15 protein-coding genes are annotated in these 17,560 nt (G+C 72.5%); 5 read left to right on the forward strand and 10 right to left on the reverse strand.

The genetic code is table 11. The features are described from left to right. From ACWDR7_RS02395 to ACWDR7_RS02410, 4 genes are all read right to left on the reverse strand, one after another. On the reverse strand, positions 1–1,794 hold the full coding sequence (locus ACWDR7_RS02395) for an acetolactate synthase large subunit (protein ID WP_449853342.1): 1,794 nt from the start codon (positions 1,792–1,794) through the stop codon (positions 1–3). Positions 1,795–1,841: 47 nt separating this feature from the next. Then, the gene (gene ilvD / locus ACWDR7_RS02400) at positions 1,842–3,554 is read right to left on the reverse strand and encodes a dihydroxy-acid dehydratase (RefSeq protein ID WP_449853343.1); all 1,713 of its coding nucleotides are present in this window, start codon (positions 3,552–3,554) and stop codon (positions 1,842–1,844) included. A 77-nt stretch (positions 3,555–3,631) separates the two neighbouring features. Further along, entirely contained in the window at positions 3,632–4,423 is a 792-nt protein-coding gene (gene otsB, locus ACWDR7_RS02405; RefSeq protein WP_449853344.1) for a trehalose-phosphatase, read from the reverse strand. Beyond that, positions 4,420–5,898, reverse strand: coding sequence for an alpha,alpha-trehalose-phosphate synthase (UDP-forming) (locus tag ACWDR7_RS02410; protein ID WP_449853345.1), 1,479 nt, complete (start codon positions 5,896–5,898; stop codon positions 4,420–4,422). Before ACWDR7_RS02410 ends, otsB begins: the two co-directional genes overlap by 4 nt. A 131-nt stretch (positions 5,899–6,029) precedes the next feature. Here ACWDR7_RS02410 and ACWDR7_RS02415 point away from each other — a divergent pair, with 131 nt between their 5' ends. The 3 genes from ACWDR7_RS02415 (at position 6,030) to ACWDR7_RS02425 (ending at position 7,770) form a co-directional block, all read left to right on the forward strand. Further along, positions 6,030–6,287, forward strand: coding sequence for a hypothetical protein (locus ACWDR7_RS02415; RefSeq protein ID WP_449853346.1), 258 nt, complete (start codon positions 6,030–6,032; stop codon positions 6,285–6,287). 71 nt (positions 6,288–6,358) lie between these two features. Beyond that, the gene (locus ACWDR7_RS02420) at positions 6,359–6,889 is read left to right on the forward strand and encodes a hypothetical protein (protein ID WP_449853347.1); all 531 of its coding nucleotides are present in this window, start codon (positions 6,359–6,361) and stop codon (positions 6,887–6,889) included. A 401-nt stretch (positions 6,890–7,290) separates the two neighbouring features. Then, on the forward strand, positions 7,291–7,770 hold the full coding sequence (locus ACWDR7_RS02425; RefSeq protein WP_449853348.1) for a hypothetical protein: 480 nt from the start codon (positions 7,291–7,293) through the stop codon (positions 7,768–7,770). A 154-nt stretch (positions 7,771–7,924) separates the two neighbouring features. Here the strand turns inward: ACWDR7_RS02425 and ACWDR7_RS02430 are convergent, their stop codons facing one another. Further along, the gene (locus tag ACWDR7_RS02430; protein ID WP_449853349.1) at positions 7,925–9,193 is read right to left on the reverse strand and encodes a CDP-glycerol glycerophosphotransferase family protein; all 1,269 of its coding nucleotides are present in this window, start codon (positions 9,191–9,193) and stop codon (positions 7,925–7,927) included. A 109-nt stretch (positions 9,194–9,302) separates the two neighbouring features. Here ACWDR7_RS02430 and ACWDR7_RS02435 point away from each other — a divergent pair, with 109 nt between their 5' ends. Continuing rightward, complete coding sequence (locus ACWDR7_RS02435) at positions 9,303–10,415, forward strand: glycosyltransferase family 2 protein (RefSeq protein ID WP_449853350.1); 1,113 nt, start codon at positions 9,303–9,305, stop codon at positions 10,413–10,415. A 63-nt stretch (positions 10,416–10,478) separates the two neighbouring features. Here ACWDR7_RS02435 and ACWDR7_RS02440 read toward each other — a convergent pair whose 3' ends face one another. The 3 genes from ACWDR7_RS02440 to ACWDR7_RS02450 are packed head-to-tail and all read right to left on the reverse strand — an operon-like array spanning position 10,479 to position 14,728. Beyond that, positions 10,479–11,909, reverse strand: coding sequence for a CDP-glycerol glycerophosphotransferase family protein (locus ACWDR7_RS02440; RefSeq protein WP_449853351.1), 1,431 nt, complete (start codon positions 11,907–11,909; stop codon positions 10,479–10,481). Further along, on the reverse strand, positions 11,906–13,174 hold the full coding sequence (locus ACWDR7_RS02445; RefSeq protein ID WP_449853352.1) for a CDP-glycerol glycerophosphotransferase family protein: 1,269 nt from the start codon (positions 13,172–13,174) through the stop codon (positions 11,906–11,908). Before ACWDR7_RS02445 ends, ACWDR7_RS02440 begins: the two co-directional genes overlap by 4 nt. A gap of 45 nt (positions 13,175–13,219) precedes the next feature. Next, complete coding sequence (locus ACWDR7_RS02450; RefSeq protein ID WP_449853353.1) at positions 13,220–14,728, reverse strand: S1C family serine protease; 1,509 nt, start codon at positions 14,726–14,728, stop codon at positions 13,220–13,222. A gap of 128 nt (positions 14,729–14,856) precedes the next feature. On the opposite strand from ACWDR7_RS02450, the gene ACWDR7_RS02455 reads away from it, so the two are divergent. Continuing rightward, the gene (locus ACWDR7_RS02455; protein ID WP_449853354.1) at positions 14,857–16,059 is read left to right on the forward strand and encodes a pyridoxal phosphate-dependent aminotransferase; all 1,203 of its coding nucleotides are present in this window, start codon (positions 14,857–14,859) and stop codon (positions 16,057–16,059) included. A gap of 148 nt (positions 16,060–16,207) precedes the next feature. Here ACWDR7_RS02455 and ACWDR7_RS02460 read toward each other — a convergent pair whose 3' ends face one another. Next, positions 16,208–17,008, reverse strand: a complete 801-nt coding sequence (locus ACWDR7_RS02460; protein WP_449853355.1) for a carbon-nitrogen hydrolase family protein — start codon at positions 17,006–17,008, stop codon at positions 16,208–16,210. Beyond that, a complete protein-coding gene (locus tag ACWDR7_RS02465; RefSeq protein ID WP_449853356.1) occupies positions 17,005–17,502 on the reverse strand; it encodes a DUF6328 family protein in 498 nt (165 codons plus the stop codon). The genes ACWDR7_RS02460 and ACWDR7_RS02465 overlap by 4 nt, the downstream gene beginning before the upstream one ends. Positions 17,503–17,560: the final 58 nt, after the last annotated feature.

The raw sequence follows: 17,560 nt of genomic DNA on the forward strand, positions 1-17,560 counted from the left end.
TCAGGCCTCCTCGTCGAACGTCGGCGCGTTGTCCCGCGCGTACTGGATGTAGCTGTTGCTGACGCCCTGCGGCACCATCGGCCACACCATCGCGTCGGCGCTCACGACGAAGTCGATGACGACGGGCCGGTCGTTGATCGACAGCGCCTCCTGGATCGCCGCGTCCACCTGATCCTCGGTCTCCACGCGGATCGCGTGGCAGCCGTACGCCTCGGCGAGCTTGACGAAGTCGGGCACGCGGATCGATCCGGCGCCCGTGTTCAGGTCGGTGTTCGAGTAGCGGCCGTCGTAGAACAGCGTCTGCCACTGGCGCACCATGCCGAGCGAGGAGTTGTTGATGATGGCGACCTTGATAGGGATCTTGTTGATCGCGCAGGTGGCCAGCTCCTGATTCGTCATCTGGAAGCAGCCGTCGCCGTCGATCGCCCACACCACGCGATCCGGCTGGGCGACCTTCGCGCCCATGGCCGCCGGCACGGCGTAGCCCATCGTGCCGGCGCCGCCGGAGTTGAGCCACGCGTTGGGTCGCTCGTACTTGATGAACTGCGCCGCCCACATCTGGTGCTGGCCCACGCCGGCCGCGTACACGCCCTCGGGGCCGGTGAGCTCGCCGATCCGCTGGATCACGTGCTGCGGCGCGAGCAGGCCGTCGCTCGTGGGCGTGTAGCCGAGCGGGTACTGGTCCTGCAGCCCGTGCAGGTAGGCCCACCACTCCTCGGTGTCGGCGCGCTCGGTGCCGCGCAGGGCGGCGTCGAGGTCGACGAGCACGTCCTTGAGGTCGCCCACGATGGGCACGTCGACGGCCTTGATCTTGCCGATCTCGGCGGGATCGATGTCGACGTGCACGATCTTGGCGTGCGGCGCGAACAGGCTCGCCTTGCCCGTGACGCGGTCGTCGAAGCGCGCGCCGAGGGCGACGACGAGGTCGGCCTCCTGCAGCGCGAGCACCGCGGGAACGGATCCGTGCATGCCGGGCATGCCGAGGTGCTGCGGGTGCGAGTCGGGGAACGCGCCGCGCGCCATGAGCGTGGTCACCACGGGCGCGCCGCTCGTCTCGGCGAGGGTGCGCAGCTCGGCCGAGGCCCGGGCGCGGATGACGCCGCCGCCCACGTACAGCACGGGCTTGCGCGCCTCGGCGATGAGCGACGCGGCGGCCTGGATCTGCTTGCCGTGCGCCTTCGTGACGGGCCGGTAGCCGGGCAGGTCGTACTTGGGCGGCCACGAGAACGTCATCTCGTTCTGCTGCGCGTCCTTCGTGATGTCGACGAGGACGGGACCGGGGCGCCCGGTCGTCGCGATCTCGTACGCCGCCGCGAGCGCGCCCGGGATGTCCTCCGCCGTGCGCACGAGGAAGGAGTGCTTCGTGATCGGCATCGTGATGCCCACGATGTCGGCCTCCTGGAACGCGTCGGTGCCCATCAGCGTCGAGAACACCTGGCCGGTGATCGCGAGCATCGGCACCGAGTCCATGTAGGCGTCGGCGATGGCGGTGACGAGGTTGGTCGCGCCGGGGCCCGAGGTCGCGATCGCGACGCCGAGCTTGCCGCTCGACGAGGCGTAGCCCTCGGCGGCGTGGCCGGCGCCCTGCTCGTGGCGCACGAGGATGTGGCGCAGCTTCTCGGCCGACATGAGCGGGTCGTAGACGGGCAGGATCGCGCCGCCCGGCAGACCGAACACGTCGGTCACACCGAGCATCTCGAGCGAGCGGACGACCGCCTCGGCGCCCGTGAGCACGGACGCGTTCGCGGTGCGGGCGGGCGGCCGGGGCACGGCCGGAGCGGTGTCGGATGACATGTGCATGCTTCCTGGATCTGATTGCGTGGGCTGCTCGCAGAGGCGCGTCAGCCCGTGACGGCGCCCTCCGCCGCGGAGCGGACGAGCTTCGAGTACTTCGCCAGAACGCCGCGGGTGTAGCGCGGGGGCAGGGGCTCCCAGCCGGAACGGCGGGATTCGAGCTCCGCGTCATCGACGAGTAGGTCGAGAGTGCGGGCCGCGATATCGACCCTGATCAGATCACCATCGCGCACGAAGGCGATGGGACCAGCGTCCACCGCCTCGGGTGCAATATGGCCGATGCACAGGCCGGTTGTGCCGCCGGAGAATCGACCGTCCGTCAAGAGTAGTACATCCTTGCCGAGCCCAGCGCCCTTGATGGCGGCGGTGATCGCGAGCATCTCGCGCATGCCGGGACCGCCCTTGGGGCCCTCGTAGCGGATGATCACGACGTCGCCCTTGTCGATCTCGCCGTTCGTGAGCGCGTCCATCGCCGCGCGCTCGCGCTCGAACACGCGGGCGGGGCCCTCGAACACCTCGGCGTCGAAGCCGGCGGTCTTCACGACGGCGCCCTCGGGGGCCAGCGAGCCGTTCAGGATCGTCAGGCCGCCGGTGGCGTGGATCGGGTTGTCGAGCGTGCGCACGACCTCGCCGTCGAGCGGGGCGACGTCGAGGGCCGCGAGGTTCTCGGCCACGGTCTTGCCGGTGACGGTGAGCGCGTCGCCGTGCAGCAGGCCGGCGTCGAGCAGCGCCTTCATGACGACGGGCATGCCGCCCACGCGGTCGAAGTCCTGCGCCACGAAGCGGCCGAACGGCTTGACGTCGGCCAGGTGGGGCGAGCGCTGGCCGATGCGGGTGAAGTCGTCGAGGGTGAGCTCGACGCCCGCCTCCTTCGCGATCGCGAGCAGGTGCAGCACCGCGTTGGTCGATCCGCCCAGCACCATCGCCACGGTGACGGCGTTCTCGAACGCCTTCTTCGTGAGGATATCCTTCGTCGTGATGCCCTTGCGCAGCATCTCGACGACGGCCTCGCCTGAGCGGTGCGCATACATGTCGCGGCGGCGGTCGGCGCTCAGCGGCGTGGACGAGCCGGGCAGGCTCATGCCGAGCGCCTCGGCGATGCACGCCATCGTGTTGGCCGTGTACATGCCGCCGCAGGCGCCCTCGCCCGGCGCGAAGCCGCACTCGATCCTCTTGAGGTCGGCCTCGCTCATCTGGCCCGCCTTGCAGGCGCCGACGGCCTCGAACGAGTCGATGATCGTGATGGTCTTCTCGGTGCCGTCCTCGAGCTTGACCCAGCCGGGGGCGATCGATCCGGCGTAGAGGAAGACGCTCGCGAGCTCGAGGCGGGCGGCGGCCATGAGCATGCCGGGCAGCGACTTGTCGCAGCCGGCCAGCAGCACGGTGCCGTCCAGGCGCTCGCCCATCACGACGGTCTCGACGCTGTCGGCGATGACCTCGCGGCTCACGAGCGAGAAGTGCATGCCCTCGTGGCCCATCGAGATGCCGTCCGAGACGCTGATCGTGCCGAACTGCAGCGGGTAGCCGCCGCCGGCGTGCACGCCCTCCTTCGAGGCCTGCGCGAGGCGGTCGAGGCTGAGGTTGCACGGCGTGATCTCGTTCCAGCTCGACGCGATGCCGATCTGCGGCTTCTCCCAGTCGTCGTCGCCCATGCCGACCGCGCGGAGCATGCCCCGGGAGGTCGTGGCCTCGATGCCGTCGGTGACGGCGCGGCTGCGGGGCTTGATGTCGATGGATGCGCTGGGGACTGCTTCGGCCATGATCCCGAGTCTAGAGCCGCCCGAACCGCGCCCCGCGCCCGGTGCGCGATCCGCTCGGGCGCGCCCGCGACGGGCTGTCAGGATGCCCGCAGATCCGCAAGTTCGGCGAGCAGGTCGGCGAATTCGCGGGCGTCCTGCACGCGCACGGAGGCCGACGTCTCCCCCGAGCCCACGCGCACCCCGAGGTCGGCGGGCTCGAGGCTCGCCAGGGCGTCCTCGTCGGTCACGTCGTCGCCCGCGAAGAGCACGGCGGTCGCCCTGGTCTGCTCGCGCAGCCGCGCGACGGCGGCGTCCTTGCCCTCGTGCCGCCACGTGTACTCCACGAGGTCGTGCCCGGCGCGGCGCCGCCAGCCCGGCGCCTCGCGCGCCACGAGCGCGTCGATCACGCCCTGCACGCCGTCGGCCATGTCGCGGGGCGTCAGGCGCGTGTGCACCGCGAAGCCCACCGACTTGTCCTCTATCCACGCGCCCTCGATGCCGTCGACGAGCTCCTTCGCCTCGGCCGCCAGGCGTGCCAGCAGCTCGCGCTCGTGTGTGTCGTCGGGCTCGTCGTCCGCGGGCACCTCCACGTCGGCGGGCCGCCAGTACTCCACGCCGTGCGATCCGGCCAGCCACACGCGCGAGGCGTCGTCGTGCTCGGCGATGATCCGCAGGTGCGGCAGGCTGCGGCCCGAGACGTACGCGACGATCGTGTCGGGCAGATCCGCCAGCCGCCGCACCGCCTCGGCGGCCTCGGGCAGCGCCCGCGACGTCATCGGGTCGTCCTGCAGCGGCGCGAGCGTGCCGTCGAAGTCGAGCGCGACGAGGAGTCGCTCGGTGTGGGCGATGCGCGGCAGCGCCGAGCGCCAGTCCGTCTGCGGTTGCGTCATTCGCGGGGCTTCTTCCTGAGGGTCGGCTTCACTTTCACTTCCGGCGGGATCGGGGCGCCGGTGGCCCGCGCGTGCCGGATGGCGTCGACCGCCTTGAGGAAGCTCTGCCCCCAGGCCTCGACGTCGTTCTCGAGCACGTTGCGGCGCAGCGCGCGCATGCGGCGCGACTGCTCGGCCGTCGGCATGTTGATGGCGCGCAGGATCGCCTCCTTCATGCCATCGATGTCGTGCGGGTTCACGAGCAGCGCGCTGCTGAGCTCATCGGCGGCGCCGGCGAACTCGCTCAGCAGCAGCACGCCCCGGTTGTCGGTGCGCACCGCCACGTACTCCTTGGCGACCAGGTTCATGCCGTCGCGTAGCGCCGTGATGAGCATGACGTCGGCGGCCAGGTACAGCGCGACCATCTCCTCGCGCGGGAAGCCCTGGTGCAGGTACCGGATGGCGGTGTGGTGCATCGTGTCGTAGTCGCCGTTGATGCGGCCGACCGTCAGCTCGATCTCGTCGCGCAGATCCTGATACGCCTCGACGCCGGGGCGGCTGGGGCTCGCGATCTGCACGAGCGTGACCTCGCCGACCGTGACCTTGCCGTCGTCCAGCAGCTCGCCGAACGCCTTGAGGCGGTGCCGGATGCCCTTGGTGTAGTCGAGCCGGTCGACGCCGAGCAGGATCTTGTCGGGGTTGCCCAGCTGCTCGCGGATCTCGGCCGCGCGCGCCCGCACCTCGGGGCGCTGCGACAGCTCGATGAAGGCCTGCGCGTCGATCGAGATGGGGAACGGCGCGGCGATCACGTTGCGCGAGCCGCCCTCGGGCGTCGGCACGGTGATCTCGCTCGCCCGCGTCGGGTAGCGGAAGATCCGCCGCACCGAGCGCTGGAAGTTGCCCGCATCGGCCACGCGCTGGAAGCCCAGCACGTCGGCGCCCAGCAGGCCCTCGAGCACCTGCCGACGCCACGGCAGCTGCGAGTACAGGCCGTATGCCGGGAAGGGAATGTGGTGGAAGTACCCGATCGTCAGATCGGGGCGCAGTTCGCGGAGCATCTGCGGCACGAGCTGCAGCTGGTAGTCCTGCACCCACACGAAGCCCTCGTGCTCGGCCACCTCCGCGGCGGCCTCGGCGAAGCGGCGGTTCACCCGCACGTACGCGTCCCACCACGAGCGGCGGTACACCGGCGCGGCGATGACGTCGTGGTAGAGCGGCCAGATCGTGCCGTTCGAGAAGCCCTCGTAGTAGTCCTTCAGCTCCTGGGCCGACAGGCGCACGGGAACGAGCACGGTGCCCTCGAACTCGAAGGGCTCCATCTCGAGGTCGGCCCTGCCGCCCCAGCCCACCCACGCGCCGTCGGTCTTGGCCATCACCTGCTCGAGAGCCGTGACGAGGCCTCCGGGCGATCGCCGCCAGGTCTCGGTTCCGTCGGGCTCCGTGACCCGGTCCACCGGCAGGCGATTGGCGACCACCACGAGATCGGCCTTCTGCATGACTCTGTCTCCTCGTACCGGGATTCGTCCTTCGCACCGGGTCGGCATTCGCCCCGGGACGGTCGTTGTGCCGGTATCGCCAGGCTAACAGCGGGGGCGTGTCGGGCATGTTGCGCGCTAGCGTGGTTGACATGGGGATGCGGAAGTATGTAGCAGGGACCGGGATCGTCGGCGCGGTGCTCAGCGGTGTCTCGCTGCTCCGCGGTGCCGGCGAGCAGCCGTTCACGTGGCGCGTGGCGCTGCAGTGGGTGAGCTGGGGCATCACGTTCGCGCTGGCCGTGGGCACGATCCTCGACATCCGCAAGGCGTCGCGCGGGCGCATGGTGCCGGACGACTCGCCCATCCACGGCAAGGAGTCGCGGTACTACCGGGCGGGCGCCGCGAAGTAGCTCGCGCGTCCGGCGCCGCGGCCTGTGGAGAGTCCCTGCGAGGATCGCGCGCGCTCGCTACCGTGTGTGGCATGTCGCGCCGGTCACTCGCCCTGGCTCTGCTCGCAGGCCTCGCCCTTGCACTGGCCGGGTGCGCCGCCGCGCCCGAGCCTGAGCCGACGCCGACCGGGTTCGCGAGCGAGGAGGAGGCCTTCGCCGCGGCCGAGGAGACGTATCGGGCGTATGTGGAGGCGGAGAACGCCGTCGATCTGAGCGATCCCGGGACCTTCGAGCCGGTCTATGCGCTCACGACGGGCGATTCGCTCGCCTCGGTCAAGGAGGAACTCACGACGCTTCACGCCGAGGAGATGCGCCGGGAAGGCGAGACATCACTGGCATCGATCAGCCCCCACGACGCGGATCTTGAGTCTGGCCTCGTGCGCATGGACGTGTGTTTGGACGTGTCGTCGATCGACGTGTTCGATGCCGAGGGGCGATCCGTTGTCAGTCCTGATCGTCCCGACGTGCAGCGACTCCGCGTGAGCTTCCACCTGCCGCCGGCCACGACGTCGGTACTCATCGCATCGACGGACGGCAGAGCGGATGGCCCCGAATGCCAGTAGCCAGTCGTCCCCTGCGATCGCGATCGGGATTGCTAGCCGCACTCGTTGCTCTCGCGGTCGTTCTCCTCGCGCCCGCGTCGCCTGCTGCGGCCGAGAGCGGATGCAGCCAAGTGTCTTGGTTCCACGCGTGCAACCCAGTCAACGATGGTGCCAGCGTGGACATCGGAGGGTCAGGCACTCGGCCCGGCGGCGGCGGTGGTTCGTCGGAGTCCGGCGGTGGGACGCAGCCGATCGCCGGCGACGGAGACGGGGTCGGTGAGGCGGCGCCGCCGCAACGCGACCCGCGGTGGGGACGATGCCGAGACGACCAGACCTCCCCACGCGCCGACGGACTCTGCTGGCAGGACTACGCCCCCGAACCACCCGCCGAGCAGACCGAAGACGCGCCGATCATCCCCGCCGTGCAGGCCACCGACGTCGCCCGATTCGCCCCCGTCACCCCCGCCATCGGCACCGAACCCGACGGCGTCGCCGTCGTCGGCATGCCCATGAACGTCCTCGTCACCGCCACCACCCACACCGCCACCGGCACCCTGTTCGACCTGCCCGTGTCCGTGCAGTTCACCCCCGTCCAGGCACGCATCGACTACGGCGACGGCACCACCAAGACCGTCCCCCTCGGCGGCGGCACCTGGGAACAACTCGGCCAGCCCGACTTCACCCCCACCGACACCAGCCACGCCTACAGCGCCCGCGGGCACTACCCCGTCACCGCCACCGTCCTGTCCGAAGCCGTCGTCGACTTCGGACCCTGGGGCACCCGACCCGTCGAAGGCCTCGTCGCCTCGCCGCCCGCATCCCGCACCATCCAGGCCGTCACCGCCCACACCGGCCTCGTGAAGTACACCTGCCACGAGAACCCCACCGGCCCCGGCTGCTGACCCGAGGCGGAGTTGCGGTGGTCGCTTCATCTCCGCGGCCTCCGGCCGCTCCGTTCAGCAACCGATCCGGTGCGACCTGGCGGATCCCGCGAGCTTGCGGTGGTCGTTTCATCTCCGCGGCCTCCGGCCGCTCCGTTCAGCAACCGATCGGGGGTCAGTCCTCGCCCTCGTCGTCCTCTTCGTCCGAGGCGGGCTCCTCCGTCGATCCCGCGTGCCACGTGTCCCACTCGCGCATGAGGTGCTCGATCGCCGCGTGGAAGCGGGCGGTCGGCGCGCCGGGCGAGGTGTCGCCGAAGTAGTGGCGCACCCAGTGCTGCAGGCGCTCGGTCGCCTCCGCGTCGCCGCGCACGCGCTCGACCTGTGCGATCACATCCGCCGCGTCGGCGGCGTCGAGCCACTCGCAGGCGCCGAGGTACCCGCCCTCGTCCACCTGCGCGCGCTCGTCCGCCGGCCGCGTCACGAGGAGCGGCTTGCCCGCGGCGAGACGGTCGTAGACCATCGCCGAGATGTCGACGATCGCCACGTCCGCCGCCGCCAGCTGCCAGCCCAGCTCCGGCCGGTCGTCGTACACGTGGTGCGCCGACGGATCGGCCTGGTTCGCGGCGCGGATGGCCCGGATGATCCGCCGGTTCGCCTCGCCGAACGCCGCGTCCACCACCCCGCTGCGCGGATGCGGGCGGTAGATGAGGCGGTAGCGCGGATCGGCCAGCAGCGCCGCGGCGAGCGCCTCGCCGTGCGAGAGGACCGACCCGTAGTGGGCGGCGGGGCGGTCGCCTTCCCACGTGGGCGCGTACAGCACCACGGTGCGGTCATCGGGCTCGTACGGCACGACGCCCGAGTAGTGGTCGGCCTGGGGCCGGCCGATCTCGATCGTGCGCCGCTCCACGTCGTAGTCCCACAGCGTGCGCGAGAGGCGATCGCGCGCGGCCTGGCCCGCCACCAGCGCGTAGTCGTACGCCTTGTACTGGTTGGTGGTCATGTACATCTTGTCGGACTCGCCGTGGTTGATGAACACGTGCCATCGGCGCCCGTAGCGGAACATCTGGAAGTTGCGCGTGTTCTGGTTCACGTACAGCACGACGCGGATGTCCTGCCGGCGCAGCAGCCGCTCGATGCCGCGCACCTCCGGGGTGTAGGCCACCGGCAGCGCGCCGTCGGCGATGAGCGCGCGCGCCCCCGCCGCGTTGCGCGCGATGACGAGCACCGGCCACGTCTTCGCCAGCTCCTGCAGCGGCTTGTACCACTGGCGCATCTGGTACATGTTCACGTCGCTGTCGGCGAAGTACACGGCGACCCGGTACCGATCGCGCTCGAGCGGGCCGCGCTCGCTCAGCGCGGATCGGACCGCCCGGTACGCGCTGCGACCTCGCAGCGCCTTGCGCACCAGCGCGACGGCCCTCTTCGCATCGTTCACGACTCCCACGCGCTCCACGCTATCCGGGCGGACTGGATTCGCCCTGGGACGGGTGCCGCCCGGGCGCGCCTCAGCATCATCACGGGAGCGGCATGCCGGCCCGTGCGATGATCGAGCCATGCACAGCGTCCCGGAGACCGGCCGCGCCCGCGTCCCCCGGCGCAGCGCCCCGGTGCCCCCGCCCGGCAGCGGCGTCTCGTTCGTGATGCCCGTGCTCAACGAGCGCGCGTACCTGCGGCGCGCCGTCGAGACCGTGCTCGAGCAGGAGGTCGACGGCCCCGTCGAGCTGGTGCTGGCGCTCGGCCCGTCGTCGGACGGCACGAACGACCTCGCGCGCCAGCTGGCCGAGGAGGACGAGCGGATCGTGCTCGTCGATAACCCCGCCGCCGACATCCCCGTTGGCCTGAATCGCGCCATCGGCGCCAGCCGGCACCCGACGATCGTGCGCGTCGACGCGCACTCCGAGCTCGCTCCCGGATACACAGCCCGCGCGCTCGAGACGCTGCGCCGCACCGGCGCGGCCAACGTGGGCGGGGTCATGCACGCCGAGGGGCGCACGCCCTTCCAGCGCGCGGTGGCGCGGGCCTACAACTCCCCCATCGGCCTGGGCGGCGGCGCGTACCACGGCGGCCGGCGCGAGGGCGAGGCCGAGTCGGCCTACCTGGGCGTCATGCGCCGCGCCGTGATCGAGGAGGTCGGCGGCTTCGACGAGACGATCCGCCGCGGCGAGGACTGGGAGCTGAACCTGCGGATCCGCTCCGCCGGCTACCGGGTGTGGTTCGATCCCGAGCTCTCGGTGACGTACTGGCCGCGCGACAGCTGGGTGCGCCTCGCCCGGCAGTTCCACGCCACGGGCACGTGGCGCGGCGAGCTCGTGCGCCGCTACGGGCTGCGCAACTCCCTGCGGTTCTTCGCACCTCCCGTGCTCGTGCTCGCGGTGCTCGCCGCGATCGTGCTCGGTGCGCTGCAGCTCACGCGCGCGCTCTCGGGGCTGTGGGCGGTGATCGCATCGGTGCTGTACCTGCCGGTGCTGGCCTACATCGGCCTCGTCGCCGTGGTGGCGGCCGGCAGGGGCGGAGGCACGGGCTGGCGCGACAAGCTGTGGACCCTCGCCGTGCTGCCCACGATGCACCTCGCGTGGGGCGTGGGCTTCCTGCGCGGCGTGCTGCGCGGCGCCCACGACACGGTCGACACCTCGCGCCTCTCCGGGCGCAACACCCCGCTGCCGTAGGCCGGCCGGCCTCTCGCTTCGCTCGCTCGGCCCGTCTCCGCCCCGGTCGACGAGCGGGAGGCGTCAGGCGCGGTCGAGGAAGCCCTGGTCGAACAGGCGGGAGACGACGCGCTCGGACGCGCGGCCGTCGTCGCGCGCGTTGAACTGGCGCCGCCACGCGTCGTACCGCCCGGCGTAGGCCGCCGGGTCGTCTCCGAGCGCCCCGAGGAGCTCGTCGTACGTGCGCACGAGCGGGCCGGGCGCCCGCGCCGCGAGGTCGAAGTAGAAGCCGCGCAGCCGGCCCCGGTAGTGCTCGAGGTCGGGCACGAGGAAGTACATCGGCTTGCCGGTGACGGAGTAGTCGAACATCACCGAGGAGTAGTCGGTCACGAGCGCGTCGGCCACGAGCAGCAGGCTGGCTGTGTCGGGGTAGCCCGTGACGTCGACGACGCGGGGGCCCGTGACGTCCTGGCCGGGCCGCAGCGTGCGGGAGTGCCCGCGCACGAGCACGACGGATCCCGTGTCGGCCGCGAGTCGGGCGGGATCGATGAAGTCGACCATCTCGAGCCGGTCGTCCCGCCACGTGGGCGCGTACAGCAGCACCCGCTCGTCCGGCCCGATCCCGAGCGACGCGCGCGCTTCGTCGCCCCCACCGGTCACGAGCACGTCGTTGCGCGGATAGCCCTCGACCCACACCGGGCGACCGAGGAAGGCGTATGCCTTGCGCAGGATGCGCTCGGCGTACGTGTTCTGCGCGAGCAGCACGTCCCACCGTCGCGACTCCTTGATCACCGCGCCCCAGCGCCGCGGCTGGAAGCCGGGCCGGTGCAGCGCGAGCCGCTTGAGCGGCGTGCCGTGCCACGTCTGCAGCACGCGCTGCCCCGCGCGGCGCGCGTAGCGCCGGCGCAGCCAGTCGTTGACGACGAGCAGCCGCGCCGCGCCCCGCGCGCGCCACCACTCCGGCGTGCCCTCCACGACGGCGGTCGCACCCTCCGGAACCCGCACCGAGCGGTCGACCACGCTCCAGTACCGGGTCACTCCGGGCGCCACGCGCGAGAGCTCACGGTCGATCGCGAGCGGGTTGCAGCCCGCCGCGCTGCCGTAGAAGCTCTCGAAGAACACGGCGTTCTCGAGCGGCGTCTCGTGCGTGGCGTACCGCAGCTCGAGCGCGCGCTGACCCTCGGGCGAGTCGTACGCCGGGTCGATCGGCGCGCCGATCTCCACCTCGCTCTCGACCGCCGAGGCGCGCAGCCCCGGCAGCATCGTGAGCGGCAGGCTCAGGGCCACGCGCTGCCCGGCGATCTCGACCCGGTAGGTGCCCGACGGCAGCGGCAGCGCCGGTCCGCCCCAGCGCGAGACCGTGAGGGCGAAGCGCGCCTTCCACGTCTTGCCGCGCCCCGTGAGGCGCCCGGTCACCGCGGCGCGGGGGCCGGTGAGGGTCGCACTCTCCGGCCGAGGCCCCTCGCCCTCGATGAGAAGCTCGGGTCCGTCGGGGATGAACCGGGCCGTCGTCATTCGCTGCCTTCCGTCGGCGGTCCGCTCCGCCCATCCAGTCGCGCCCGCACGATGTCGTACAGGCGGCGCGTGTTCCGTCCGTCACGATACGCGTGCACGCGGGCGCTCAGCGCCTCGGACCGCGCCACGCGCTCCGCCCGCGCGCGCGGATCGGCGAGCACCGCGTCCAGCTGCGCGAGCAGCTGCGGCCACGTGCGGGACGGATCGGGCCCTGCCACGTCGGCGTAGGTGCCGTAGAAGCCGCGCCGCGCGGCGTAGTCGTCCTCGTCCGGCGCGAGGAACAGCACCGGCAGCGGCACGAGCCCCGCGTCGTACGCGAGCGACGAGTAGTCGGTCACGAGCACGTCCACGCCGGGCAGCGCCGCCGTGATGTCGCCCAGCACATCGGATCCGAGCGCGCGCACCCGATCCGTCGCGAACGGCGGCACGTACTCGCCCGCCCCCAGCCGGTGCGAGCGCACGAGCAGCACGGCGTCGTGGCGCTCGAGGGCGTCTCGGATCCGCTCCCAGTCGGCCGCCGTCGGCACGGCCGGATCCGGCGCCCCGTCGCGCCACGTGGGCGCGTACAGGACGACGGGCGTGGTGTCCTCGAGAGGCCCCGCGGCCGCGCGCAGCGCCGCGCGGGCTCGGTCGCGCCGCTCGGCGGCGGTGCCGGCCGAGAGCGGGTCGACCCGCGGCTCCCCCGTCACGACGACGCGGTCGCCGGGCAGGCCGAAGGCCGACTCCAGGCGGCCGCGCACGAGGTGCGAGGCGGCCGGCAGCACGTCGATCCGCCGCTGCGACGCGCGGTACAGCAGGCCGAGCAGGCGGCTGATCGCGCCCGCGGCGACGGGGATCGGGCTGCGCAGCGTCTCGGGCGAGTCGAGGCCGATGCGCTTGAGCGGGATGCCGTGCCACAGCTGCACGACGAACGCGCCGGAGACGGCGTACGGGTTCACATCTCCCAGCCCGTATGCCACGACGAGCACCCGCGCGCGGGCCGTCGCCCAGAACCCGCGCAGCGAGTCGCGCCGCAGCGTGGGGATGCCGGCCTCGGCGGCGGCGCGCTCCTCCGCGTCCGAGCGGACGAGCCACACGGCGTCCACGCCCTCGGCCGCCGCCACGCGCCACAGCGCGAGCGGCCCGTCGCCGATGCCGGCGCCACAGCCGAAGACCCAGCGCCGGCCGCGCGGCACGACGAGGGTGACGAGGCGTCCCAGCAGGTACAGGGGCGCACGCAGCAGCTTCGCCGCGTTGCCCGCACCGAACGAAAACGAAGACGCCACTTCGCGAGACTATCTCGCGAAGCGGCGTCTTCCTCGAAGGGCGCCCTACTCGAGCGTGCCCAGCGTGACGTCGACCGTGTGCGCCTCGCCGTCGCGCACATAGGTGAGCGTGGCGTCGCTGCCGCCCGCGGCCGCGCGCACCTGGGCGGTGAGGTCGGTGGAGCTCGTGATGGGCACGCCGTTGAACTCGGTGACGATGTCGCCCTCGCGCAGCCCCGCCTCGGCCGCCGCGCCGCCGCGCACCAGCTCGGCGATCAGGGCGCCCTCGATCTCGGCGTCCTCGTAGGCCGCCGCGCTCGTCACGCTCGCCCCGAGCAGGCCGTGGCTGGCTGTGCCGTTCTCGATGATCTCGCCCGTGACCCGCTCGACCACGTTGGACGGGATCGAGAAGCCGATGCCGACCGATCCGGACTCCTCCGTGGTGCTGCCCGACGCCGTCGCGATCGCCACGTTGATGCCGATCAGCTGCCCCTCGGAGTTCACGAGCGCACCTCCGGAGTTGCCCGGGTTGATGGCGGCGTCGGTCTGGATCACCGCGATCGAGATGGTCTCGTTCGCGTTGCCCTGGTTCTGCTGCCCCGGGATGTCGAAGAAGAACGGCGAGTCCTCCCCCGATCCCCCGTCCGAGTCCTGCGGCTCGTCCGGGCTGTCGGGCGCGGCCGCCGAGGCGATCTGGATGCTGCGGTTGAGCGCACTCACGATGCCCGTGGTCACGGTGTTCGGCAGCCCGAGCGGCGCGCCGATCGCGACCGTCGTGTCGCCCACGTTCAGCTTCGACGAGTCGGCGAACTCGATGGGCGTCATGCCCTCGGCGCCCTCGAGCTTGATGACGGCCAGGTCGTAGACGGGGTCGGTGCCGACGATCTCGGCGTCGTAGATGCGCCCGTCCGAGTCGGTGACGCGGATGGTGCCGTCGGCCGACGCGCCACCGAGGGTGACCACGTGCGTGTTCGTCACGACGTAGCCGTCCTCGCTGAGCACCACGCCGGTGCCGCTGCCGCCCGAGTCGCCGGTCGTCACCGAGATCGTCACGGTGCTCGGCAGCGCCTCGGTCGCGATGGCCGTGGCCTCGTTCACCGATCCGGGGTTGTTCACCGTGATGGACGACGGGCTGTCCGATCCGCCGGTGGCCGCGGGCGTCGCCCACAGCTGCGTCCCCACGTACGTGCCACCCAGTCCCGACGCCCCGCCGACGACGGCGGCCGCCAGCAGCGCGCCCACGAGCAGCCCCCCGCGGCGCTTCTTCTCGGCGGGCCGGTCCTCCGGCGCGCCCGCCCGCACGCCGTCCCCCGGCGCGTCCGCGCCCACGCGGTCCTCGGGCGCGATGAACGGCGGCAGCTCGGCGGTCGCGCCGGTCAGCGGCACCGTGGGGTGCTCGTCGGCCCGAGCGGAGGCCCACGACGGCGAGAACGTCGGCGGCGCCGCGTGCCGGGCGGCCGCGTCGGCGGCCGACATCATCGGCCGCGGCGGGACCACGTGCGACGCGCGCGCCTCGGGCGTGCCGTTCTCAGCCGATGCGCTGTCGTTGCCGGCGCCGGGTACCTGGTTGTCCATCGGGTGCTCCTTCTGACGAGTCCCCTCCAGGGTGATCCGCCAACCTTTGCGCTTGCTATGTCCCGCTTCTGACGTCTCCGTGAGGGGCCGAGGGCCGCCCCTCGCGGCCCCGACGGTAGCCTGGGACGATGCGATCCGTACCCGGCGCCTGGCGGCGCACCGCCGCCGGTGCAGGACTCCTCGGCGGCGACGGCTCGGTCGCCGCCACCATCTTCGCAGAGATGTCGGCCCTCGCGGCCCGCACGGGCGCGGTGAATCTGGGCCAGGGCTTCCCCGACGAGGACGGGCCCGCCGAGGTGCTCGAGGCCGCCAGGCGCGCGATCGCCGACGGCGCCAACCAGTACCCGCCGGGCCGCGGCGTGCCCGCGCTGCTCGAGGCCATCGCGGCGCACCAGCGCCGCTTCTACGGCATCGAACTCGACCCGGCCACCGAGGTCCTCGTGACGGCCGGCGCCACCGAGGCGCTCGCGGCGGCGCTGCTCGCGCTCGTCGACGGCCCCGAGGACGAGGTCGTCGTGTTCGAGCCGTACTACGACTCCTACGCGGCGTGCGTGGCGCTGTCCGGCGCCACGCTGCGCACCGTGCCGCTGCGCGCGCCCGGATTCCAGCCCGACCTCGACGAGCTGACCGCCGCCGTCACCGACCGCACGCGCGTGATCCTCGTGAACGATCCGCACAACCCCACGGGCGCGGTCTTCTCGGCCGAGACGCGCGCGCACATCGCGCGGCTCGCCGAGCGTCACGATGCGATCATCCTCACCGACGAGGTCTACGAGCACCTCGTGTTCGGCGAGCGGCACGTGCCGATCGCCACGCTGCCGGAGGCCCGCGAGCGCACGCTCACGATCTCGTCGGCGGGCAAGACGTTCCGCACCACCGGATGGAAGATCGGCTGGATCACGGGGCCGGCCGATCTGCTCACCGCCGTGCTCACCGTGAAGCAGTACCTGACGTACGTGAACGGCTCGGCGTTCCAGCCGGCGATCGCCGTGGGGCTGAGGATGCCGGACGCGTTCTTCCGCGGGCTCGCCGACGACATGCGCCGCAAGAAGGACGTGCTGGGCGCCGGGCTGCGCGCCGCCGGGTTCGAGGTGTTCGACCCGCAGGGCTCGTACTTCACGGTCGCCGACGCCGCGCCGCTGGGCGCGACCGACGCCGCCGAGTTCTGCCGCGCGCTGCCGCAGCGGGCCGGCGTGGCCGGCGTGCCGCTCACGGCGTTCGTCACGCCCGCGCGCCGGGCCGAGTGCGCCACGCTCGTGCGCTTCGCGGCCTGCAAGCGCATCGAGGTGCTCGAGGACGCCGCCGCGCGCCTGCAGGCGGCCTTCGCCTGAGCCGCTGAGCTTGCCGTGGTCGCTTCATCTCCGCGGCCTGCGGCCGCTCCGTTCAGCAACCGATCGGGTAGCGCTCATCGGTTGCTGAACGAAGTGAGCGTCAGCGAACGAAGATGAAGCGACCACCGCAAGCGTGCCCGCCGGGGGGTCAGCGCGGCTCGACGCGGTAGCGGCGCAGCTCGAGGGCCGGGTTGACCCGGCGGGTGCGGACGATCGCCTCGGGGTCCAGCCACGCCATCGCCAGCCCGGGCTCGGGCCCGAGGCCGGCGAGCGTCACGCCCTGCGGATCGAGCACGGCCGAGCGGCCGACGCCGATCGGGGCCGGATGGTCGGCCGCGACCACGAAGATCGTGTTCTCGATCGCGCGCGCCGCGAGCAGCGTCGTCCAGTGGTGCTCCTTGAGCGGGCCGCGCACCCACTCCGCCGGCACGAGCAGCACATCGGCGCCCGCGTCGACGATCGTGCGCGAGATCTCCGGGAAGCGCAGGTCGTAGCAGGTCATGAGCCCGAAGGTCAGGCCGTCGATCGCGAACGTCTGCGGCTCGTGCGGCGCGCCGGGCTCCACCCACTCCGACTCGCGCTGCCCGAACGCGTCGTACAGGTGCTGCTTGCGGTACAGCGCCACGACGCCGGAGCCGTCCACGGCCACGGCGGTGTTGCGCACCCGGCCGTCGCCGGCCTGCTCGATGAGCCCCGCCACGAGCGTCATGCCGAGCTCGCCCGCCAGCGCCGCCAGCCGCGCCGTGAAGGGCCCGTCGACCGGCTCGGCGTGGCGCGCGAGGGTCGGATCCATCGGGTTCACGAAGTAGCTCGAGTACTCGGGGAACAGCGCCACGCGCGCACCGCGCTCCCGCGCCTCGCGCGCGAGCCGCTCGATCTCGGCGAGGTTGGCCGCCTTGTCGGCGCCGGGCGCGAACTGGCCCGCCGCCACGCCCACCGATCCGCTCATGACTCCCCTCCCGTCCGGCGCGCCCGCAGCAGCAGCGGCGCGACGAACCACAGCACCACGACGAACGCGGCCAGCACCGATCCGGCGATCCAGGCGGCGGTGTCGCCGAGGACCACCTCGAACACGAATCCCACGACGCCCACGAGCAGCGCCGAGACGATGAGCAGGGCCGTCAGCAGCGCCGCGTGCCCGTAGGAGACCACGGTGCGCTTCATGCCGCCGCGGAAGGCGATGCGGTGCAGCGCCACCGGCGCGAGGGCGATGACGGCGCTCAGGCCCGCCAGCACGATGAGCACGAGGTAGAACACGCGCTGCCCGGGGTTCAGCTCGGCGAACGCCGGCTGGAACGCCAGAGCGAGCAGGAAGCCCGTGAGGATCTGCGTGCCGGTCTGCAGCACGCGCAGCTCCTGCAGCGCCTCGATCCAGTTGCGGTCATCGCGCTCCGCGGGCGTCTCGTTGCGGTGCGGCGCGCTCTGCTCGGCCGGGCTGGACATGCGCCCATCCTCGCACGCGAAGGCCCACGGCGGCCCCGCGCGGGCCGCCGCCAGGCAA

The sequence above is a fragment of the Microbacterium sp. NPDC003461 genome (genome assembly GCF_053588335.1).

Excerpts from the sequence above, each read along its gene's own strand:
- ACWDR7_RS02410 (WP_449853345.1), bottom strand. The coding sequence starts at position 5,898 with ATGCAGAAGGCCGATCTCGTGGTGGTCGCCAATCGCCTGCCGGTGGAC.
- ilvD (WP_449853343.1), bottom strand. The coding sequence starts at position 3,554 with ATGGCCGAAGCAGTCCCCAGCGCATCCATCGACATCAAGCCCCGCAGC.
- ACWDR7_RS02450 (WP_449853353.1), bottom strand. The coding sequence starts at position 14,728 with ATGGACAACCAGGTACCCGGCGCCGGCAACGACAGCGCATCGGCTGAG.
- ACWDR7_RS02455 (WP_449853354.1), top strand. The coding sequence starts at position 14,857 with ATGCGATCCGTACCCGGCGCCTGGCGGCGCACCGCCGCCGGTGCAGGA.
- ACWDR7_RS02435 (WP_449853350.1), top strand. The coding sequence starts at position 9,303 with ATGCACAGCGTCCCGGAGACCGGCCGCGCCCGCGTCCCCCGGCGCAGC.
- ACWDR7_RS02460 (WP_449853355.1), bottom strand. The coding sequence starts at position 17,008 with ATGAGCGGATCGGTGGGCGTGGCGGCGGGCCAGTTCGCGCCCGGCGCC.
- ACWDR7_RS02415 (WP_449853346.1), top strand. The coding sequence starts at position 6,030 with ATGGGGATGCGGAAGTATGTAGCAGGGACCGGGATCGTCGGCGCGGTG.
- ACWDR7_RS02465 (WP_449853356.1), bottom strand. The coding sequence starts at position 17,502 with ATGTCCAGCCCGGCCGAGCAGAGCGCGCCGCACCGCAACGAGACGCCC.
- ACWDR7_RS02440 (WP_449853351.1), bottom strand. The coding sequence starts at position 11,909 with ATGACGACGGCCCGGTTCATCCCCGACGGACCCGAGCTTCTCATCGAG.
- ACWDR7_RS02395 (WP_449853342.1), bottom strand. The coding sequence starts at position 1,794 with ATGTCATCCGACACCGCTCCGGCCGTGCCCCGGCCGCCCGCCCGCACC.
- ACWDR7_RS02420 (WP_449853347.1), top strand. The coding sequence starts at position 6,359 with ATGTCGCGCCGGTCACTCGCCCTGGCTCTGCTCGCAGGCCTCGCCCTT.
- otsB (WP_449853344.1), bottom strand. The coding sequence starts at position 4,423 with ATGACGCAACCGCAGACGGACTGGCGCTCGGCGCTGCCGCGCATCGCC.